Source organism: Nostoc sp. ChiSLP03a, from assembly GCF_034531215.2.
Classification (GTDB): Bacteria; Cyanobacteriota; Cyanobacteriia; order Cyanobacteriales; family Nostocaceae; genus Nostoc.
Map to the genome: position 1 here is coordinate 31817 of NZ_JAVRBQ020000134.1, position 14902 is coordinate 46718.

Annotated in this window: 12 protein-coding genes; 8 read left to right on the forward strand and 4 right to left on the reverse strand. The window is 42.1% G+C overall.

The genetic code is table 11. The annotated features are described in order from the left end of the window. The first annotated feature begins 410 nt into the window (after positions 1-410). The 4 genes from RMY32_RS22340 (at position 411) to RMY32_RS22355 (ending at position 5588) form a co-directional block, all read left to right on the forward strand. Complete coding sequence (locus RMY32_RS22340) at positions 411-1697, forward strand: cation:proton antiporter (protein ID WP_322711253.1); 1287 nt, start codon at positions 411-413, stop codon at positions 1695-1697. Between the two features lie 268 nt (positions 1698-1965). Next, positions 1966-4155, forward strand: a complete 2190-nt coding sequence (locus RMY32_RS22345; protein ID WP_322711254.1) for a cation:proton antiporter — start codon at positions 1966-1968, stop codon at positions 4153-4155. A 4-nt stretch (positions 4156-4159) separates the two neighbouring features. After that, positions 4160-4642, forward strand: coding sequence for a hypothetical protein (locus tag RMY32_RS22350; protein WP_322711255.1), 483 nt, complete (start codon positions 4160-4162; stop codon positions 4640-4642). A 106-nt stretch (positions 4643-4748) separates the two neighbouring features. Next, positions 4749-5588, forward strand: a complete 840-nt coding sequence (locus tag RMY32_RS22355) for an AMIN domain-containing protein (protein WP_322711256.1) — start codon at positions 4749-4751, stop codon at positions 5586-5588. A 180-nt stretch (positions 5589-5768) separates the two neighbouring features. Here the strand turns inward: RMY32_RS22355 and RMY32_RS22360 are convergent, their stop codons facing one another. Beyond that, on the reverse strand, positions 5769-7688 hold the full coding sequence (locus RMY32_RS22360) for a transketolase C-terminal domain-containing protein (protein ID WP_322711257.1): 1920 nt from the start codon (positions 7686-7688) through the stop codon (positions 5769-5771). Positions 7689-7982: 294 nt separating this feature from the next. On the opposite strand from RMY32_RS22360, the gene RMY32_RS22365 reads away from it, so the two are divergent. Continuing rightward, a complete protein-coding gene (locus tag RMY32_RS22365; protein ID WP_322686269.1) occupies positions 7983-8747 on the forward strand; it encodes a DeoR/GlpR family DNA-binding transcription regulator in 765 nt (254 codons plus the stop codon). A 146-nt stretch (positions 8748-8893) separates the two neighbouring features. Here RMY32_RS22365 and RMY32_RS22370 read toward each other — a convergent pair whose 3' ends face one another. Further along, complete coding sequence (locus RMY32_RS22370; RefSeq protein ID WP_322695423.1) at positions 8894-9433, reverse strand: DUF3172 domain-containing protein; 540 nt, start codon at positions 9431-9433, stop codon at positions 8894-8896. Positions 9434-9783: 350 nt separating this feature from the next. Here RMY32_RS22370 and RMY32_RS22375 point away from each other — a divergent pair, with 350 nt between their 5' ends. Next, positions 9784-10611 (forward strand): ABC transporter permease, encoded by an 828-nt coding sequence (locus RMY32_RS22375; RefSeq protein WP_322711259.1) that lies wholly within the window; start codon positions 9784-9786, stop codon positions 10609-10611. Positions 10612-10965: 354 nt separating this feature from the next. Continuing rightward, the gene (locus RMY32_RS22380) at positions 10966-11622 is read left to right on the forward strand and encodes a hypothetical protein (protein WP_322689371.1); all 657 of its coding nucleotides are present in this window, start codon (positions 10966-10968) and stop codon (positions 11620-11622) included. Between the two features lie 140 nt (positions 11623-11762). Here RMY32_RS22380 and RMY32_RS22385 read toward each other — a convergent pair whose 3' ends face one another. Together RMY32_RS22385 and RMY32_RS22390 are read right to left on the reverse strand one after the other, a co-directional pair. Further along, entirely contained in the window at positions 11763-12821 is a 1059-nt protein-coding gene (locus RMY32_RS22385; RefSeq protein WP_322711260.1) for a glycosyltransferase family 4 protein, read from the reverse strand. Positions 12822-13322: 501 nt separating this feature from the next. After that, complete coding sequence (locus RMY32_RS22390) at positions 13323-14381, reverse strand: glycosyltransferase family 2 protein (protein WP_322711261.1); 1059 nt, start codon at positions 14379-14381, stop codon at positions 13323-13325. 152 nt (positions 14382-14533) lie between these two features. Between RMY32_RS22390 and rplS the strand changes: the two genes are divergently transcribed. Further along, entirely contained in the window at positions 14534-14896 is a 363-nt protein-coding gene (rplS, locus tag RMY32_RS22395) for a 50S ribosomal protein L19 (RefSeq protein WP_322671078.1), read from the forward strand. Positions 14897-14902 lie beyond the last annotated feature (6 nt).

Sequence of the window (14902 nt, forward strand, 5' to 3'; positions counted from 1 at the left end):
AATTTAAAATTATCAGAAACTAGTTTAATCAAAAATCATAGCAATTTTCAGGTAATTCAACTGTAGGTTAGGGACGCACAAATGTACGTCTTTACAGTCGATTGTGCCTCAAATAGATAAAAAAGCTTATAAATCGCCAATTAACAAATCATAAAAAATCATATATGGCGGTTTTCGTTTGGATGCAATATGTTGTATTGACGTACAGTTATGTGCGTTCTTAAGAACAAGATAACTTTAGAAACCAAAGCAACGCATTGCTTGTTGTATCTCATCAAACTACAAACAGCTATCTTATGTTTACAAAATTGGCATTTGTGCTGATGTAGTAGTCATATATGAGTAAAACAGGACAAACTTTAGACTCTAGGGAGATTCTTCAATGCAGAGACATAAATTAAGGAAGTGCAATGTCAAATTTTGATCTGGTTATTCAGCTATTTCTACAACTCACAGTTATTTTAGCAACTTGTCGCATTGTCACGATTATAGGACGCCGCTATCTTGGTCAAACTGATGTTGTTTGCGAAATGATCGCAGGTGTCATGCTAGGGCCATCACTTTTAGGATTGATTGCACCAGATTTTCAACAATGGCTATTTCCTAAGCTTCCCATCATCACTGCTGTCGGACTCAAAATACCCAATCCATCGATGTCGATTTTATATGCTATTAGCCAGATTGGGTTGGTAATTTATATGTTTTTGATTGGTTTAGAGTTTAATACCAAACTCTTAAAACATCATATTAAAAGTGCAAGTTTGCTATCAGCGGCTGGGATTATCACTCCTTTTATTTTAGGAGCGATCGCATCTTTTTGGTTTTATCGTAATGGCGATTTCTTTCAACCAAAAGTTATGCCTTGGTCAGCTGCTTTGTATTTGGGTGCATCGATGACAATTACGGCTTTTCCAATGTTAGCTCGTATTCTTTACGAACGCGGTCTGACACAAACTCGCTTCGGTACTTTGGCTTTAGGTGCAGCATCGGTAGATGATGCAGTTGCTTGGTGTTTGCTGGCGATTGTGCTTGCTAGCGTGAAAAATTCTCTGAGCATTGCCATATTAGCAATTGGTGGTGGCATTTGCTATGTCTTATTTGCGATTTTCCTCGGACAACCTCTACTAAAAGCGTTCACACGCATAACAAAACGCGAAGGTGTGAACAGACAAACCCTGACTTTAATGTTGATAATTTTGATGTTTTGTGCATGGTTTACCGATGTTACAGGTATCTATGCAATATTTGGTGCTTTTGTGTTGGGAGCAGTGACACCACGGGGAGAATTTGCCCAACAAATTCGCCAATATACGGAGTTTTTAACTACTTCTTTTTTGTTACCAATCTTTTTTGTTTTCTCTGGATTAAATACTCAAATTGGATTAGTAAACACACCTACTTTATGGGGAATGACGCTATTAATTATTGCGATCGCAATTCTCGGTAAAGGTGTTGCTTGTATGTTGGCTGCAAAATTGGCGGGGGAAAATTGGCGCGAATCTGCAACAATCGGCGCTCTGATGAATGCTCGTGGTTTGATGGAGTTAATCATCCTCAATATTGGTCTAGAACAAGGTATAATTACCCCAACTTTATTCACTATAATGGTTATTATGGCAGTTATTACTACTTTAATGGCATCACCAATGATTGCCTTTTTATTGCACGGTACAAGCTATGATAAATCTTTGACTTAAACAAATTTAAATCTTAGATTAATTAAGAATCTAGTACTTTATCAAACTAGTTTTGAGAGTTTTTAGTAAGCGCTTTAGTGCTGAAAAAATTAAGGACTAAAGTCTTTACTACGAACTTGATTACCCATAACGGCTGCAACAGCATCGTAACAATAATTAATATAACAACAAAGTACAAATTATTCTTTGTTGTATCCACAAGCTTGACATTTTGCAGTCTTTTAAAGAATTATCTTAGGGAAACCAGATAGTTAATTTTGAGGAAACCATGCACATAGTTATTCTCGTTCTGGTTGAGGTGCTGATTGTTATTGGACTTTCACGGCTAGTAGGGCTAGCATTTCGTTCTATTAAGCAACCGCTAGTAATTGGTGAAATTGTCGCCGGAATTATGCTCGGCCCATCTTTATTTGGGTTAGTTGCTCCCCATTTAGCAGTTAGCTTGTTTCCACCAGAAACTTTTCCTTTTCTGAATGTTTTGTCTCAGGTGGGATTAATATTTTTCATGTTTCTGATTGGGCTAGAACTAAATCCCAAATACCTCGGAGGGCAATTAGAAGTAGCAGTTTTAACTTCTCATGTCAGCATTTTGGTGCCGTTTTCTCTAGGAACATTGCTAGCGGTAATCCTTTATCCCCTAGTTTCCGATGCAAGTGTATCGTTCACCGCCTTTGCTTTATTTTTGGGGGCGGCGATGTCGATTACTGCCTTTCCAGTTTTGGCGCGAATCATTACTGAAAACAATTTACAAGGAACGCGTTTAGGAACGTTGGCGTTAACTTGTGCAGCAGTGGATGATGTCACAGCTTGGTGTCTCTTGGCAGTAGCGATCGCAGTTGCGCGAACTGGTGACTTTGCTGGTGCTGTACCCACAATTATCGCCAGCATAGTTTACATCGGCTTGATGTTGACAGTTGGTCGTTGGTTCCTGCAAGGCCTTGCCAAACATTACCTCCGTGCAAGACGACTCAGCCAATTACTGCTAGCTGGGATTTATCTGGGTGTGGTTGCATCGGCACTAATCACTGAATTAATTGGGATTCACTTAATTTTTGGAGCATTTTTGCTGGGAGCAGCTATGCCCAAAAATGAAGATTTAGTGCGAGAATTGGCAATAAAAACGGAAGATTTTGTACTAATTTTCTTGCTACCAGTATTTTTTGCCTACAGTGGCTTAAAAACGCAGATAGGCTTGCTCAACCGTCCCGAATTGTGGCTTTTGTGTGCGTTGGTTTTAGCAGTAGCGATCGCAGGCAAATATGTTGGTACTTATGTAGCAGCGCGTGTCAGTGGCATTAGTAAACGGGAAGCCTCAGCACTCGGTTGGTTAATGAATACTCGCGGTTTAACCGAACTGATAGTGCTAAACATTGGTTTAGAGTTAAAGGTAATTTCTCCTTTAATATTTACCATGCTGGTAATTATGGCATTGGTAACTACCTTCATGACCTCGCCACTACTGGAATGGACATATCCTAAAAAGCTGATCAGGTTAGATGTGGTGGAACCGGAGTTAGAAGCACAAACAGCTACCACCGCCGCCGATGCTGAAACTTACATTCGTCCCTACCGAATTTTAGTGCCAGTGGCAAATCCGAGTACCCAAAAAGGCTTGGTACAGTTGGCAGCAAATATCGCCATCAACTCCCGATATCCCTCTGTTGTTAACCCTCTAAGCTTGATTGAATTTGAAGAAGATTATGCCTTTGAAAGTACGCCAGTTGAAGCAGACCGATTAATTGCCCAGCGCCGCCAGCAGCTAGAAGAATTGATTAATACGCTCGAACCAGTAGAAACACGCGCTCATGTGCATCCCATCATTCGCATATCTAGTAATGTTGCGCGGGAAACTGCACAGATTGCCGCACTCAAACAAGTTGATTTAATTCTTGTAGGATGGCATCGCCCAGCTTTTAGTAGCAACCGCTTAGGTGGAAGAGTTGGTCAAATGCTCACTACTGCGCCAGTTGATGTTGCAGTGTTTGTGGATAGGGGAAGTGAGCAATTAGAAAGCTTGTTGGTGCCTTATTCGGCCAATATTCATGATGATTTAGCACTAATAATAGCTCTGAGACTGCTAATTAATCGTGAGACTTGTCTGTTACAAGTTTTGCAGGTTGTACCCGAAAATCACCTCAAGGATGAATTGAGTGATGAGTTAAATACGATGATGGAGCAATTACCGAGTAGTGTACGCGATCGCATCGAAATCAAAATTGTTCAAGCTCCAGATCCAATTCAAGCTGTAGTCGAAGCCTCAAAAAATGTAGACCTAACAATTGCAGGCACTAGCCGCACTTGGGGTATCGAGCGTCAAACCTTGGGAAGATATACAGATCAACTAGCCATTCAATGTTGCTCCTCCCTGCTGATTACCCGCCGTTACAGTCAAGTCACCGCTCATCTGGCTTCCATGCTTCCTGATGTCAGCAGTCAAGAGCCAACATTGAGGAACTGAGAACATGAATCATTTCAACTTCAAATCTTTAAGTTTTTACGGAGTAGCAATAATTTCAGTGCTACTGTTGTTTAAAACTGTCACTGTTTACGGAGAAAACAAACTCAAGGCTCCTCCGTCAGTTAACGGTCGCTATCGTCTAACCCTAGCGGAGAATTTGCCTAACTGTGAAAAATCGGATACTCTGACGTTAAACATTGAGCAGTCAGGTATTTACTTAAATGCCTCTGTATTACCGGCAAGCGCTAACGCCGACACTGACGAAAAGCACTCTCTGGCAGGCATCTTCAGAAATCAACAATTAAATTTATCTGGAAAAGTTGGTAAATCAATCCTTTGTAATATTTCTCGCCCCCAAAACGATCCTCTAAACTCAGTCACAATTCAAATGCAACTTGTGGATCGAGGTAATATGACAGGTCAATTAACCGTAAATGGTATTCCACAAACTCTGAAATTTACTGCTGTGCCTCAAAAAGCTAATTGAATTGGGGGATTGCTAGAGACGCGATCATCGCGTCTAAGGGATTGGAAGCGCGAAGTAAACAGCAATGTAAGTGCATTGTATGGGTTTTATGGAGCAAATAAACAGAATGAATCGGGAACTAAAAACTAAGCAATTTTACCAATGGGGCAAGCAGTTATTTAGCATCAGTATATTAAGTTTTTATGCAGCGATCGCCCTCGAAACTTTTACTAATGCTGGTACACCAGGGGCAAAGCTAAATAATTGGCGTTTTTCTCCCAAAACACAGCAACTCGAAATCAATCTATCAGCAGGCACAACCCCTCGTTATTTCTATTTAGCTCAACCCTCTCGTCTGGTTGTAGATTTACCGAATACTAAGTTGGGCAAAGTTACCACACAACAAAATTATTCTGGAGCAATCAAAAGCATTCGTATTTCTCAGCTAAACGCAAACGATACACGTATTGTCCTAGATTTAGCAGCAGGGACTGTTTTTAATCCCAAAAAGGTACAACTGCAACCAGTTTCCCGAAAAAACTCCACTCGCTGGGTATTACGTTCGGCTATTCCCGGTAAAACTACAGCCGTAAAACCAGGAAAATCCGCAGCTTCAGCCAAGAAACAACCTCAAACACTCCAAAAGCCGCCTATTAAACAACCCGTAACCGCTACTAATCAACAATCGCCCTCACTCACAGTTCCGCCTCCATCCAATCAACTGCCCTCAACAACTACTATTAACTCAGGGCAGCCTTTTGTCACCGTACCTGCTTTAAATCCAAATCCATCCTCTCCCTCTCAACAACCTGCTTCGAGTCTTCCCCCTCCTTCTTTCCCAAATCAACCCAGTAATTTAAATAACATTCCTCCTTTAGGGGTGTCGGAATTTCCAATTCCAACAATCCCCAACGATCCCGAACCCCAGGTAATCGAGTTTGGTCAACCTTTACCCAAAACTAAATAAATATTGGGAATTGGGCATGGGGCATTGGGCATGGAGAAGAAACAAGGTGGACAAGGAAGAGGGGAGAGACTTGTTCAATAATTCCCCCTTGTCTCCCTTGTCTCCCTTGTCTCCCTTGTCTCCCTTGTCTCCCTTGCCTCCCTTGCCTCCCCTGCTATGCCCTATGCCCTAATAAATGAATTACTTTCCTCCAACTAACTCCTTCACCTTGTTGATGATGCCGACTGGATCGATACCTTGATATGGGTACTGTTCCCACAAACCGCCGCAACCTTCTTTATAAGTTCCAAGATGGGCATATTTGGGAGTCAACCCTCGCTCTAGTAGCCAGGAACCGAAACGGCTGCCTAAGCCAGTGCGACGGTTGAAGGGTTCTACTACAAGCACAAAAGGAGAGTTACCAACTTTGGTAATCATTTCTTCATCAATGGTGTTTAAAGTTGGTTTGTTAATTAAACCAACGTCTAACCCTTCTTGCTTAAGACGCTCTACAGCATCAACGGCACGGTAGAGAGCATCGCCAAAACTGATAATGTAGCCTTGTGTCCCTTCTCGTATAACCTCATCTTTACCGGGAACAAATTTGTAACCACTTCCAAACAAGTCATTGCCGTTACTGTCCTGAATATTGGGCACTTTGGAACGGGTGGAGAAAATAAACCGCAGTCCAGGCTCATGGAATACAGCTTCTACACAAGCTGTCATTTGATTATTATCTGCTGGGAAGTACAACTGTGTTGGGTAGCCATCATCCAAGCCATTGTCAGCAAACATATTATTTATACCAAAGTGGCAGCTGTTATCTGCCATGTCATCTATACCCGCATGGGAAAAATGACACAGAACATTGGAATAGTTTAGCCGTGCCATTGTGATTTCTGAGATACACATTTCTAAGAAGGCGCTGAAAGTCGCAAAAATACCTTGCTTGCCCTCGTCCATCCCGAATCCGGCCATAGCAGAGAAGTTGCTCCGTTCCATAATGCCGGAGGAAATAAATATTTCTGGGTATGTTTCATGAATTATCTTCAAACCGCAGGAGCCTTCTAGATCGCTATCAATGACCTTGACTTTTTCTTTACGCTCCGCTTCACTCATGCGACTGAGGACACCCACCACGGCTTCACCAAACACACTGCGGTTAGCGCCCCATTTGTCACCAGAACCCAGAAACGTATATGGTTGTTTGGGTTTCTCAATACTTTTAAGGTATTCGACAGCCGCAGTTTGTCCGCGAGATTCTAGATACTTAACTGCTAAATCTAGAGAAATTACATCATGACCATGAATGGAACCTTCTAAACCTTCAATACCAGGACACATCGGGCGTTTATTGATTAGAGCGATCGCTCCGGGAGTATTCACAGCTTCGCAAATACGACGGTATAAATCGTCTAAGTCTTCCCCGTCTCCCTGAAGTACTTTCAAACCGTGACCTTCTAAGGTTTTGGCGACACTAAAACCAGGTAAATATTTAGAAGGATGTCCAGCGATCGTGACATCATTGTCATCAATGAGTAGCTTGACGTTGAGATGTTGAGCAACAGCCAAGCGAGCCGCTTCGGCATCATTGCCTTCTTGTTGCGAACCATCAGAACCGAGACAGAAAACAGCCTTGCCTGGGTTCGCCATTGCCACACCATTGACGTAAGGCCAAATATGGCCCAAGCGCCCAGAACTAAATTTTACACCAGGAGTTAGTTTTAGTTCCGGGTGTCCCGGTAAGTTGGAATGTGCTTGCCGATAATGTAAAAGTTGCTCGGCAGGTAAATCACCATGCAATGTTGCCATTAGATATTGGGTGGCGACTCGATGTCCTGCTTCATCAAAGAAAATTGGTACAAATTGCTCCGATGCTCCCCGGAAAAAGGCATCGAGAATCATCACCTCTGGGACTGTATCGTATGGCCCACCAGTATGACCGCCGACTCCGCTAGCAGCGCCAGTCGCCGTAAAAAAGACGATCGCATCTCGGCAAAGTTGAATATTCGCTTTGAGAGTATCTCGTTGTTCATCTGTGAGGCTGGAATTTGCGGGATTGAGCGCTAAAGGTTTGTAAGCACCGAGATCAATTGGAAATTGGTTGTTCATAATAGTCATGGTTTCTTGATTGAATAAAAAACAATTTGAACAGACAAAACGCGTGATCGCACTACAAAAAAATTGTTAAAACCCCGATGGGCAACAATTATTCAAGCTCAAACTAACCACTCAGAACCATTGTGGAACCGTGTGATATCATCAAATGCCAAAATCAATACATGCAATTGTGCATGAATGTGCTTGAATTCAATTGAAGTTACGGATTACCGTACAGAGACTTGTATATCAATAAGTATAAACTCACAAACGTGCAATTTCAAGTTTAAAAACGCAATTTCAGGAAAATTAATTATGCTAACTGCTGAACGACGACAATTCATCTTAGAAATTCTGCGTCGTGATAAAAAGGTACTTTCGACAGAACTTAGTGCTGTTCTCAAAGTTTCTGAGGATACGATTCGCCGAGATTTGCGAGAACTGGCACAAACCGGACTATTGCAACGCGTTCATGGGGGAGCGCTCCTGAAATCTCCAGCCACCGCTAGTTATGCCGATCGCCAAAAGCAAGCGCCAAAAGAAAAGGAAGCGATCGCTCGCACAGCAGCAAAATTAGTTAGTACGGGACAGGTAGTGATTTTAGATGGAGGTACAACAACTCTCCAAGTAACCCGTCATTTGCCTTTAGATTTGCACGCAACAGTGATCACAAATAGTCCGCCAATTGCCGTTGCTTTAGCAGAACATCCCCATATAGAGGTTGTGATGTTAGGCGGACAACTCTACAAAAAAGCCTTGGTGAACGTCGGTACGGTCACAATTGAGACATTACGGATGATTCGTGCAGATTTGTGTATGTTGGGAGTTTGCAGTTTGCATCCAGAAGTTGGGATTAGTGTACCTAACCTAGACGAAGCCCACGTCAAACGAGCGATGATTGCTGGATCGGCTGAGGTAGTCGGATTAGTCACAGCAGAAAAACTAGACACGGCTGCTCCTTATCTTGTGGAGTCCATTCATGCCCTGACTTACCTAGTAACAGCACCGACAGTATCTAATAATATGCTGAGTGCTTACAAAGCTCTAGGTTTAACAATTATCCGTGACGAGTACGAGTGAGGTGATGAAGGCAGATGCGATCGCAGGGGACTGGGGATTGGGGAGACAAGGGAGACAAGGGGACAAGGAAAATAATTCCTCACTTCTAACTCCTAACTCAGCACTCAGAACTGTTTTGCCCAATCCCCAATCCCCAATCCCCAAATCTAAAATCTGTCCGTTTCTTGAGGTGTTCCAACTGCTCCCGGTTGAGCGGTGAAGAAGTTTTGAGCAGCTTCATTCTGATATATACATCTAATATCAGGTTTATCACTGTCCAAGTTACCTGTGAAACCAAAGGTGTTCAGGCGATTTTTGCACTCATTTACCTGCTCGGATGTCACCAGCTTACGTTGCTCTAAAAGCGCCCAGTTATTTTGTCTCAGCACGCATCCGGGACGCATACTCGGCTGTGAAACATAAACATTAAAGGGGTTGAGAGTAACAAACAGTCTAGCGTCCATCACCATCGCGCTGGCTCCGTACTGCACGCAAATTTCCGGGTTCGGTGCTTTGGTATCTATAAATTCACGGGAAGCTACATTTGCTGGTGCCAATGTGGTTGTAGAACTAAAAGCAATACCAATCCCAATTCCCAAAATCAACACCCCTCCCATAATTGCGATGGTGGTGAAGTTAAATAGAGGGGATTGGAAAATAGAGGGTTTAGAAGTAGTAGCCGATCTACCAGTAGATTTACGTCTCATTGTTGCTTAATCACCTTCACGCCAATTTGGGAGTAGTCTAAAGTTTTTTCTCCCTCTTTCAGTATGCCTATTCTTGACTGTAATTGCCTGCGATTTTCTCTGCAATATTCTTGTTAAATGAGAAAAATACTAGTTTATCTAGATATTGGCACAAAATTTTAATACTTTTAATTGTTATCAGATATCGCTATTTACTTTCACAATTGATCTAGTCAGAATACTTAAACTATCTAACTTTTGTTGTTAATTTTAAATTTTTCGGATGAGATATTTTTGTTTCCCGTAGTAATTGATGTGTAAAACAATGTAAATTAAGATTTAATAAAATTTTAATAACTAATTGAAAGCAAGTGACATCTCAAAGAGCGCTACCTTCGGGCAAGAGGTTCAAAACTTCGCAACTTCAAATCTTCCTGGCTGATAGCCTGACTATTTTTTGGGGAGATTGGCTAGATTTACGCGTGAGAATTTTACCAGTTGCGGCATCAGGTTTAATATCGCCACTGATATATATTTTAGCTTTTGGCTTGGGTTTAGGTAGTTCCATCAAACCCGGTTCGGGAATTAGTGGTAACTATGACAACTATTTGGAATTTATATTACCGGGAATGGTGGCGCTGTCGTCGATGACAGTTAGCTTTGCTGGAACGACATTTTCAATTTGTGGAGACAGATTATTTACCAAAACCTTTGAGGAATTGTTGTTAACTCCCATAAATCCCTTAGCGCTGTACATCGGTAAAATGCTGGCGGGAGTCGTGCGGGGTTTGATGACTTCCGGTTCCGTGATTTTGGTAGCGTTGCTTCTAAGTGGAAACTGGAATTTTGTCAACCCACTGTTTTTACTGCTAGTGGTGCTCAATTGTGCGGTATTTGCTGGATTAGGGGTGATTGTAGGGTTGAGTGTGCGATCGCTCGAATCAGTTGGACTCTACAATAACTTTATTATTATCCCCATGTCATTCTTAGGGGCAACCTTCTTTGACCCTGGTACATTACCGGCAGCCCTTAAAGTCGTAGTTTACCTGTTACCCTTAACCTACGCCAGCATTGGACTGCGTGCAGCTGCCCATTTACCCTTGTCTCAGTTTCCTTGGTACAGCATACCAATTTTGTTGGTAGTTGCGATCGCTCTTTCTTTCTGGGGTGGTTATAAATTTGCTCATCAACAAGATTAAAGCTTGCATTTCATCTCAAACCTGCTACGTAGCGCCCCGTTAAGACAGTAATGAAGCATAGTTCATTAAGAGTCAGGATAATTACTTATGATTCACATATTGTCTAATCTGTCAATGTATGAATTCTAATTTGGATTTTTTATAAAGATTGCGTGAAATTACTAGTTATCGTGATAAAGCATTACAAGAATTGCTTTATAAATCAACCTATGAGTAAATATCAACTCAGGAAGCAAGCATACATTAACCACTATTTATCTAGCTGATAAGTAGCGGTTGAAAAATGAGTTTTTGCTGTTTGATTTAAACCATGCCGTGTAGTATTCTGCGAATCAATATCAAAAGGACACAAATATGACTAGAATTGCCACAAAAATAGCCTTGTCTGTTCTAGGAACAGCAGGAATTAGTTTTTTGTCTTCGACACCAGCAAGAGCCGTCATTTTTGTAGAACCCATTGTGACGACTAAAAATCAAGCCATACTCGATATCAAAAAACCAAGAACCCTTACAGGGTTTCTACCAGGGGAAGTAATAGAATATGGTGTTCCAGATGTAGCTAATAACTTTGTAAATGCCACTGGTTACGATATAAATAGCTTGGTCTTTGATTTAAAAACGCTGTCCTATAGTAATCCGAATTCTACTCCACCATTTGATAATGAACCAGTCGAGTGGGGAGATGTTAATGGAGATGGGAAGATTGGTTCCTCTGTTAACCCCGATCTTAAGGATGTTTTTAAAGACATTACTATCAAGGGTAGTACTGTCACTTTTAGTGGTGGCGTAATCCCTAATGGAAGCCTATTTTACAATCCATTCGCTAGCCTACCTAATCTAGCGCCAGGTGCTGGAATCATTCCACCAATTCCAGCAGATCAAGAAGATAAAGACGGGCCCATCAGAGTGGCTTCTTATTACACCGCTGTTCCTGAATCAACTAACGTTTTGGGTGTACTGGTTTTTGGCGCTTTAGGCGTAGCTTTCAAATTAAAGCGATCGCTCTGTTAAGAGGACTAGGGGAGCAGGGAGCAGGGAGCAGGGGAGCAGGGGAGCAGAGGGGCAGGGGAAGCAGGGGTCAGAAGAACTATTGATTGTTACCCAATGCCCAATGCCCAATGCCCAATGCCCAATGCCCAATGCCCCTGCCCTCATTCTGTAATCAACTCACGATACACTGTCATAGTTTCCTGATGGACGCGGGCAACACTCAGCCTGTCTAAGTTTTTCTTTGCCCGCTGTTTCCACTCTTGCAGCATCTCGGCATTACTCAGTAATTGCACTAAAACCCCAGCTAAAGCATGACTATCTTTTGCTGGCACTAAAAGACCTGCTCGCCCGTTGTCTAAAGCTTCAGGAATCCCGTCTACCTGAGTGCCGACGATCGCAGTTCCAGTTTCTCTAGCTTCCGAAAGCACCAAAGGGCACGGGTCACGGTGAGAAGCCAGCACAAATATATCACAAGATATTAGATAGCGTTGAGGTTCTGGTTGGAAGCCTTCAAAATGAATGCGTTCTTTTACAGAAGTTGCTTGTGCCTGTGCCTCAAATAGCTGTTTATCAGGGCCATTTCCTACCAAATAAAGATGGGCTTGGGGAAAATCTGAGGCAATTTGTTCAAAGGCAGCAATTAACTCAGCAATTCCTTTGCGTTGATACATCCCGGCGACAGTGGCGATCGCTGGATGCTGTAATGTTAAAGGTTGATAATCTTGTATTTGTCTAGTGCGGGGACTGCCTAAAGTGCCGTTACATACTATCCGCAACTTGTTTTCTGGAATACCACGCCTAATCATAGAATCACATACAGCCTGACTGACAGCAATTACTCTGTCAGCTAAACCCATCAGCAAGCTAGCACGCTGAAATTCATTGTGGACTGTAGAAACTAAAGCATATTTGCGTCCCCTAAAAATGCGTGCTAATATTACCCCCGTCATCATGTGAGCATGAACAATATCCGGCTGAAATTCAGCTGCGATCGCTCGGTAACGCATAGCTGCTTTAATCGTATTTAGCAATTTCCTGCTTTGGTCTAAGTAGTAATGTTTGACACCACAAAGCTCTAGTAAAGCCTCGTATTCTCCACCAGCAGAAACAACCGCGACCTCATAACCAGATTTTGCCTGTAGACAAGCCAGATCCACAGCCACATTCACAATACCGTTACCTATCTCTTGAACGTGGTTTAAAATATGTATGATTCGCATAATCTTTGAGATGTGTATAAAAAATAAAGATAAGTAACTGAATAGAAATCAACATAATTATTGAGGTCTTCAGCGACAACTAAAAAGTAGTCAGTAGTCCGTAAAATTGACCACTTTCTACTGATTAAGAGCGCTTCTAACCAGTTACTTAGCTTAAAGACTTATTCAGTAACGGCTCAATAAATCGGGGTAAAACTCCAAAATTCTGAAGGCTGAATCTGCTATTTAAAGTTGCTATAACCTTATTTTCTATTTCTTAATACTCTGGTATCGAACTCTAGTACACCACAGCAGATATATAAATTCCATTTCACACAGCAGTAAAAACAGAGAAGAAAAAACTGGCAGCAATCCCGTAAGTGATGGCTACCTACTATTTGCCCAATCGGGTACTTCTACACAAGTTAATTATAATTACGGTAAGAGTGATTACACTACCACATTGGCAACTTTGAAGAATTTCACAGCTACCGATCTGGTAATTGGTAGTAACGTCCTCATCTAGTACTGAGAGTTCGACTGGGCGCTCATGGGCAAGTCCACCAGTGGCACAGAATCTAATTCTAAATTTTGAAGACTGGCGCTTTTATTCTGGGCATTTTGCCAGACATCATAGTACAACTCAATCAATACAAGTTTACGAACCTGAGAATTGTTTCCCTGAGAGCGGCGTGATGAAATAGCAGTTAGCAAAAACTTCCAAGACCGAGGAGAAAGTATAGATGGATCTATCATGGAAAGAAAACTCTTGAGATTTTTTTGCTTCAGTGCAACTAAAATCCAATGGAGTCTTAGGTAATTTTTTATATCTTGAAAGACAGGAATCTTTGAACGATGTTGCTCATTTACCAAGGCGTAAATTTTTTCTTTCATTAAAATATTTGTCGCCAACCGCCGAGACAAAGAAAACTTCTGATTATACGCACCCGGCCAAATAGTGCGGTAAGCAAGACACTGATTGAAGAAAATAGCATCGCCAAACTGAGCAATCCGAATCCAGGAATCGATGTCATCACAGTTAGCATCGAGTGTGGAGTCCCAACCACCACTTTGTAGAAAAGCATCACGTCGACAAGCTACTTGTACAGGTGTGCCAAAGGGTACAAGCTCTAAAAGCATCCCGTAGTGAATATCAGCTTGGGGGATATAAAAAGCTAAACCGGGGCCAACTTGGGGGGTGCGAGAGAGTTCAACTTCATTGCCATCCACCTGAGCCGCCACACAAGAGCAGATTACAGCATCGGGACGAAGTGCGATCGCCTTTGCCATCTCTTCTATGCAGTTGGGCGCTAAATAGTCATCATCATCTAAAAACTTAATCCAGTCGCCGCTAGCTTTGGCAACTCCAGCATTTACCGTTGCTGCATGACCAAGGTTTACTTCGTTATGATGGTAAACAACCTTATCCCCTAAGCTTTTGAGATAGGTTTGGGTGTCATCATCAGAACAATCGTCAGCAACAACCACCTCGCACTCGATTGTTTGGTTACGAGCCGAATTAATTGCTCTTTTGAGCAAATTCAAGCGATTATAGGTACTGATGACGATGCTAAATTTCATAAATTTTTCCTTTGTAATACGGCATTCTGCAATATAGCTTCGATCTTTAAGCTGTTGTATCAGTACAATTATCAATCCTAACAAGTAGACTGAAATAGGATTATCGATTTATCATTGATGATCGTGAGTTTTTTTCAGCAGACAGAAAGACTATGAACGCTCAAGAGATTATCCGCTCCATTGAAGCGGAACAGATAAAATCGAATGTGCCCGACATTTATGTGGGTGACACTGTAAAAGTGGGAGTAAAAATCAAGGAAGGCGAAAAATACCGCGTGCAACCCTACGAGGGAGTTGTGATTGCCAAGCGCAATGGCGGCATCAACGAAACTATTACAGTTCGTAAGGTTTTTCAAGGCGTGGGCGTTGAGCGGGTATTTCTGTTGCATTCTCCCCGGATTGACAGCATTAAAGTGTTACGTCGAGGTAAAGTCCGACGTGCTAAACTGTATTATCTCCGCGATCGCGTAGGTAAGGCAACCAGAATCAAGCAACGGTTTGACCGCCCTTTGTGATTCGGA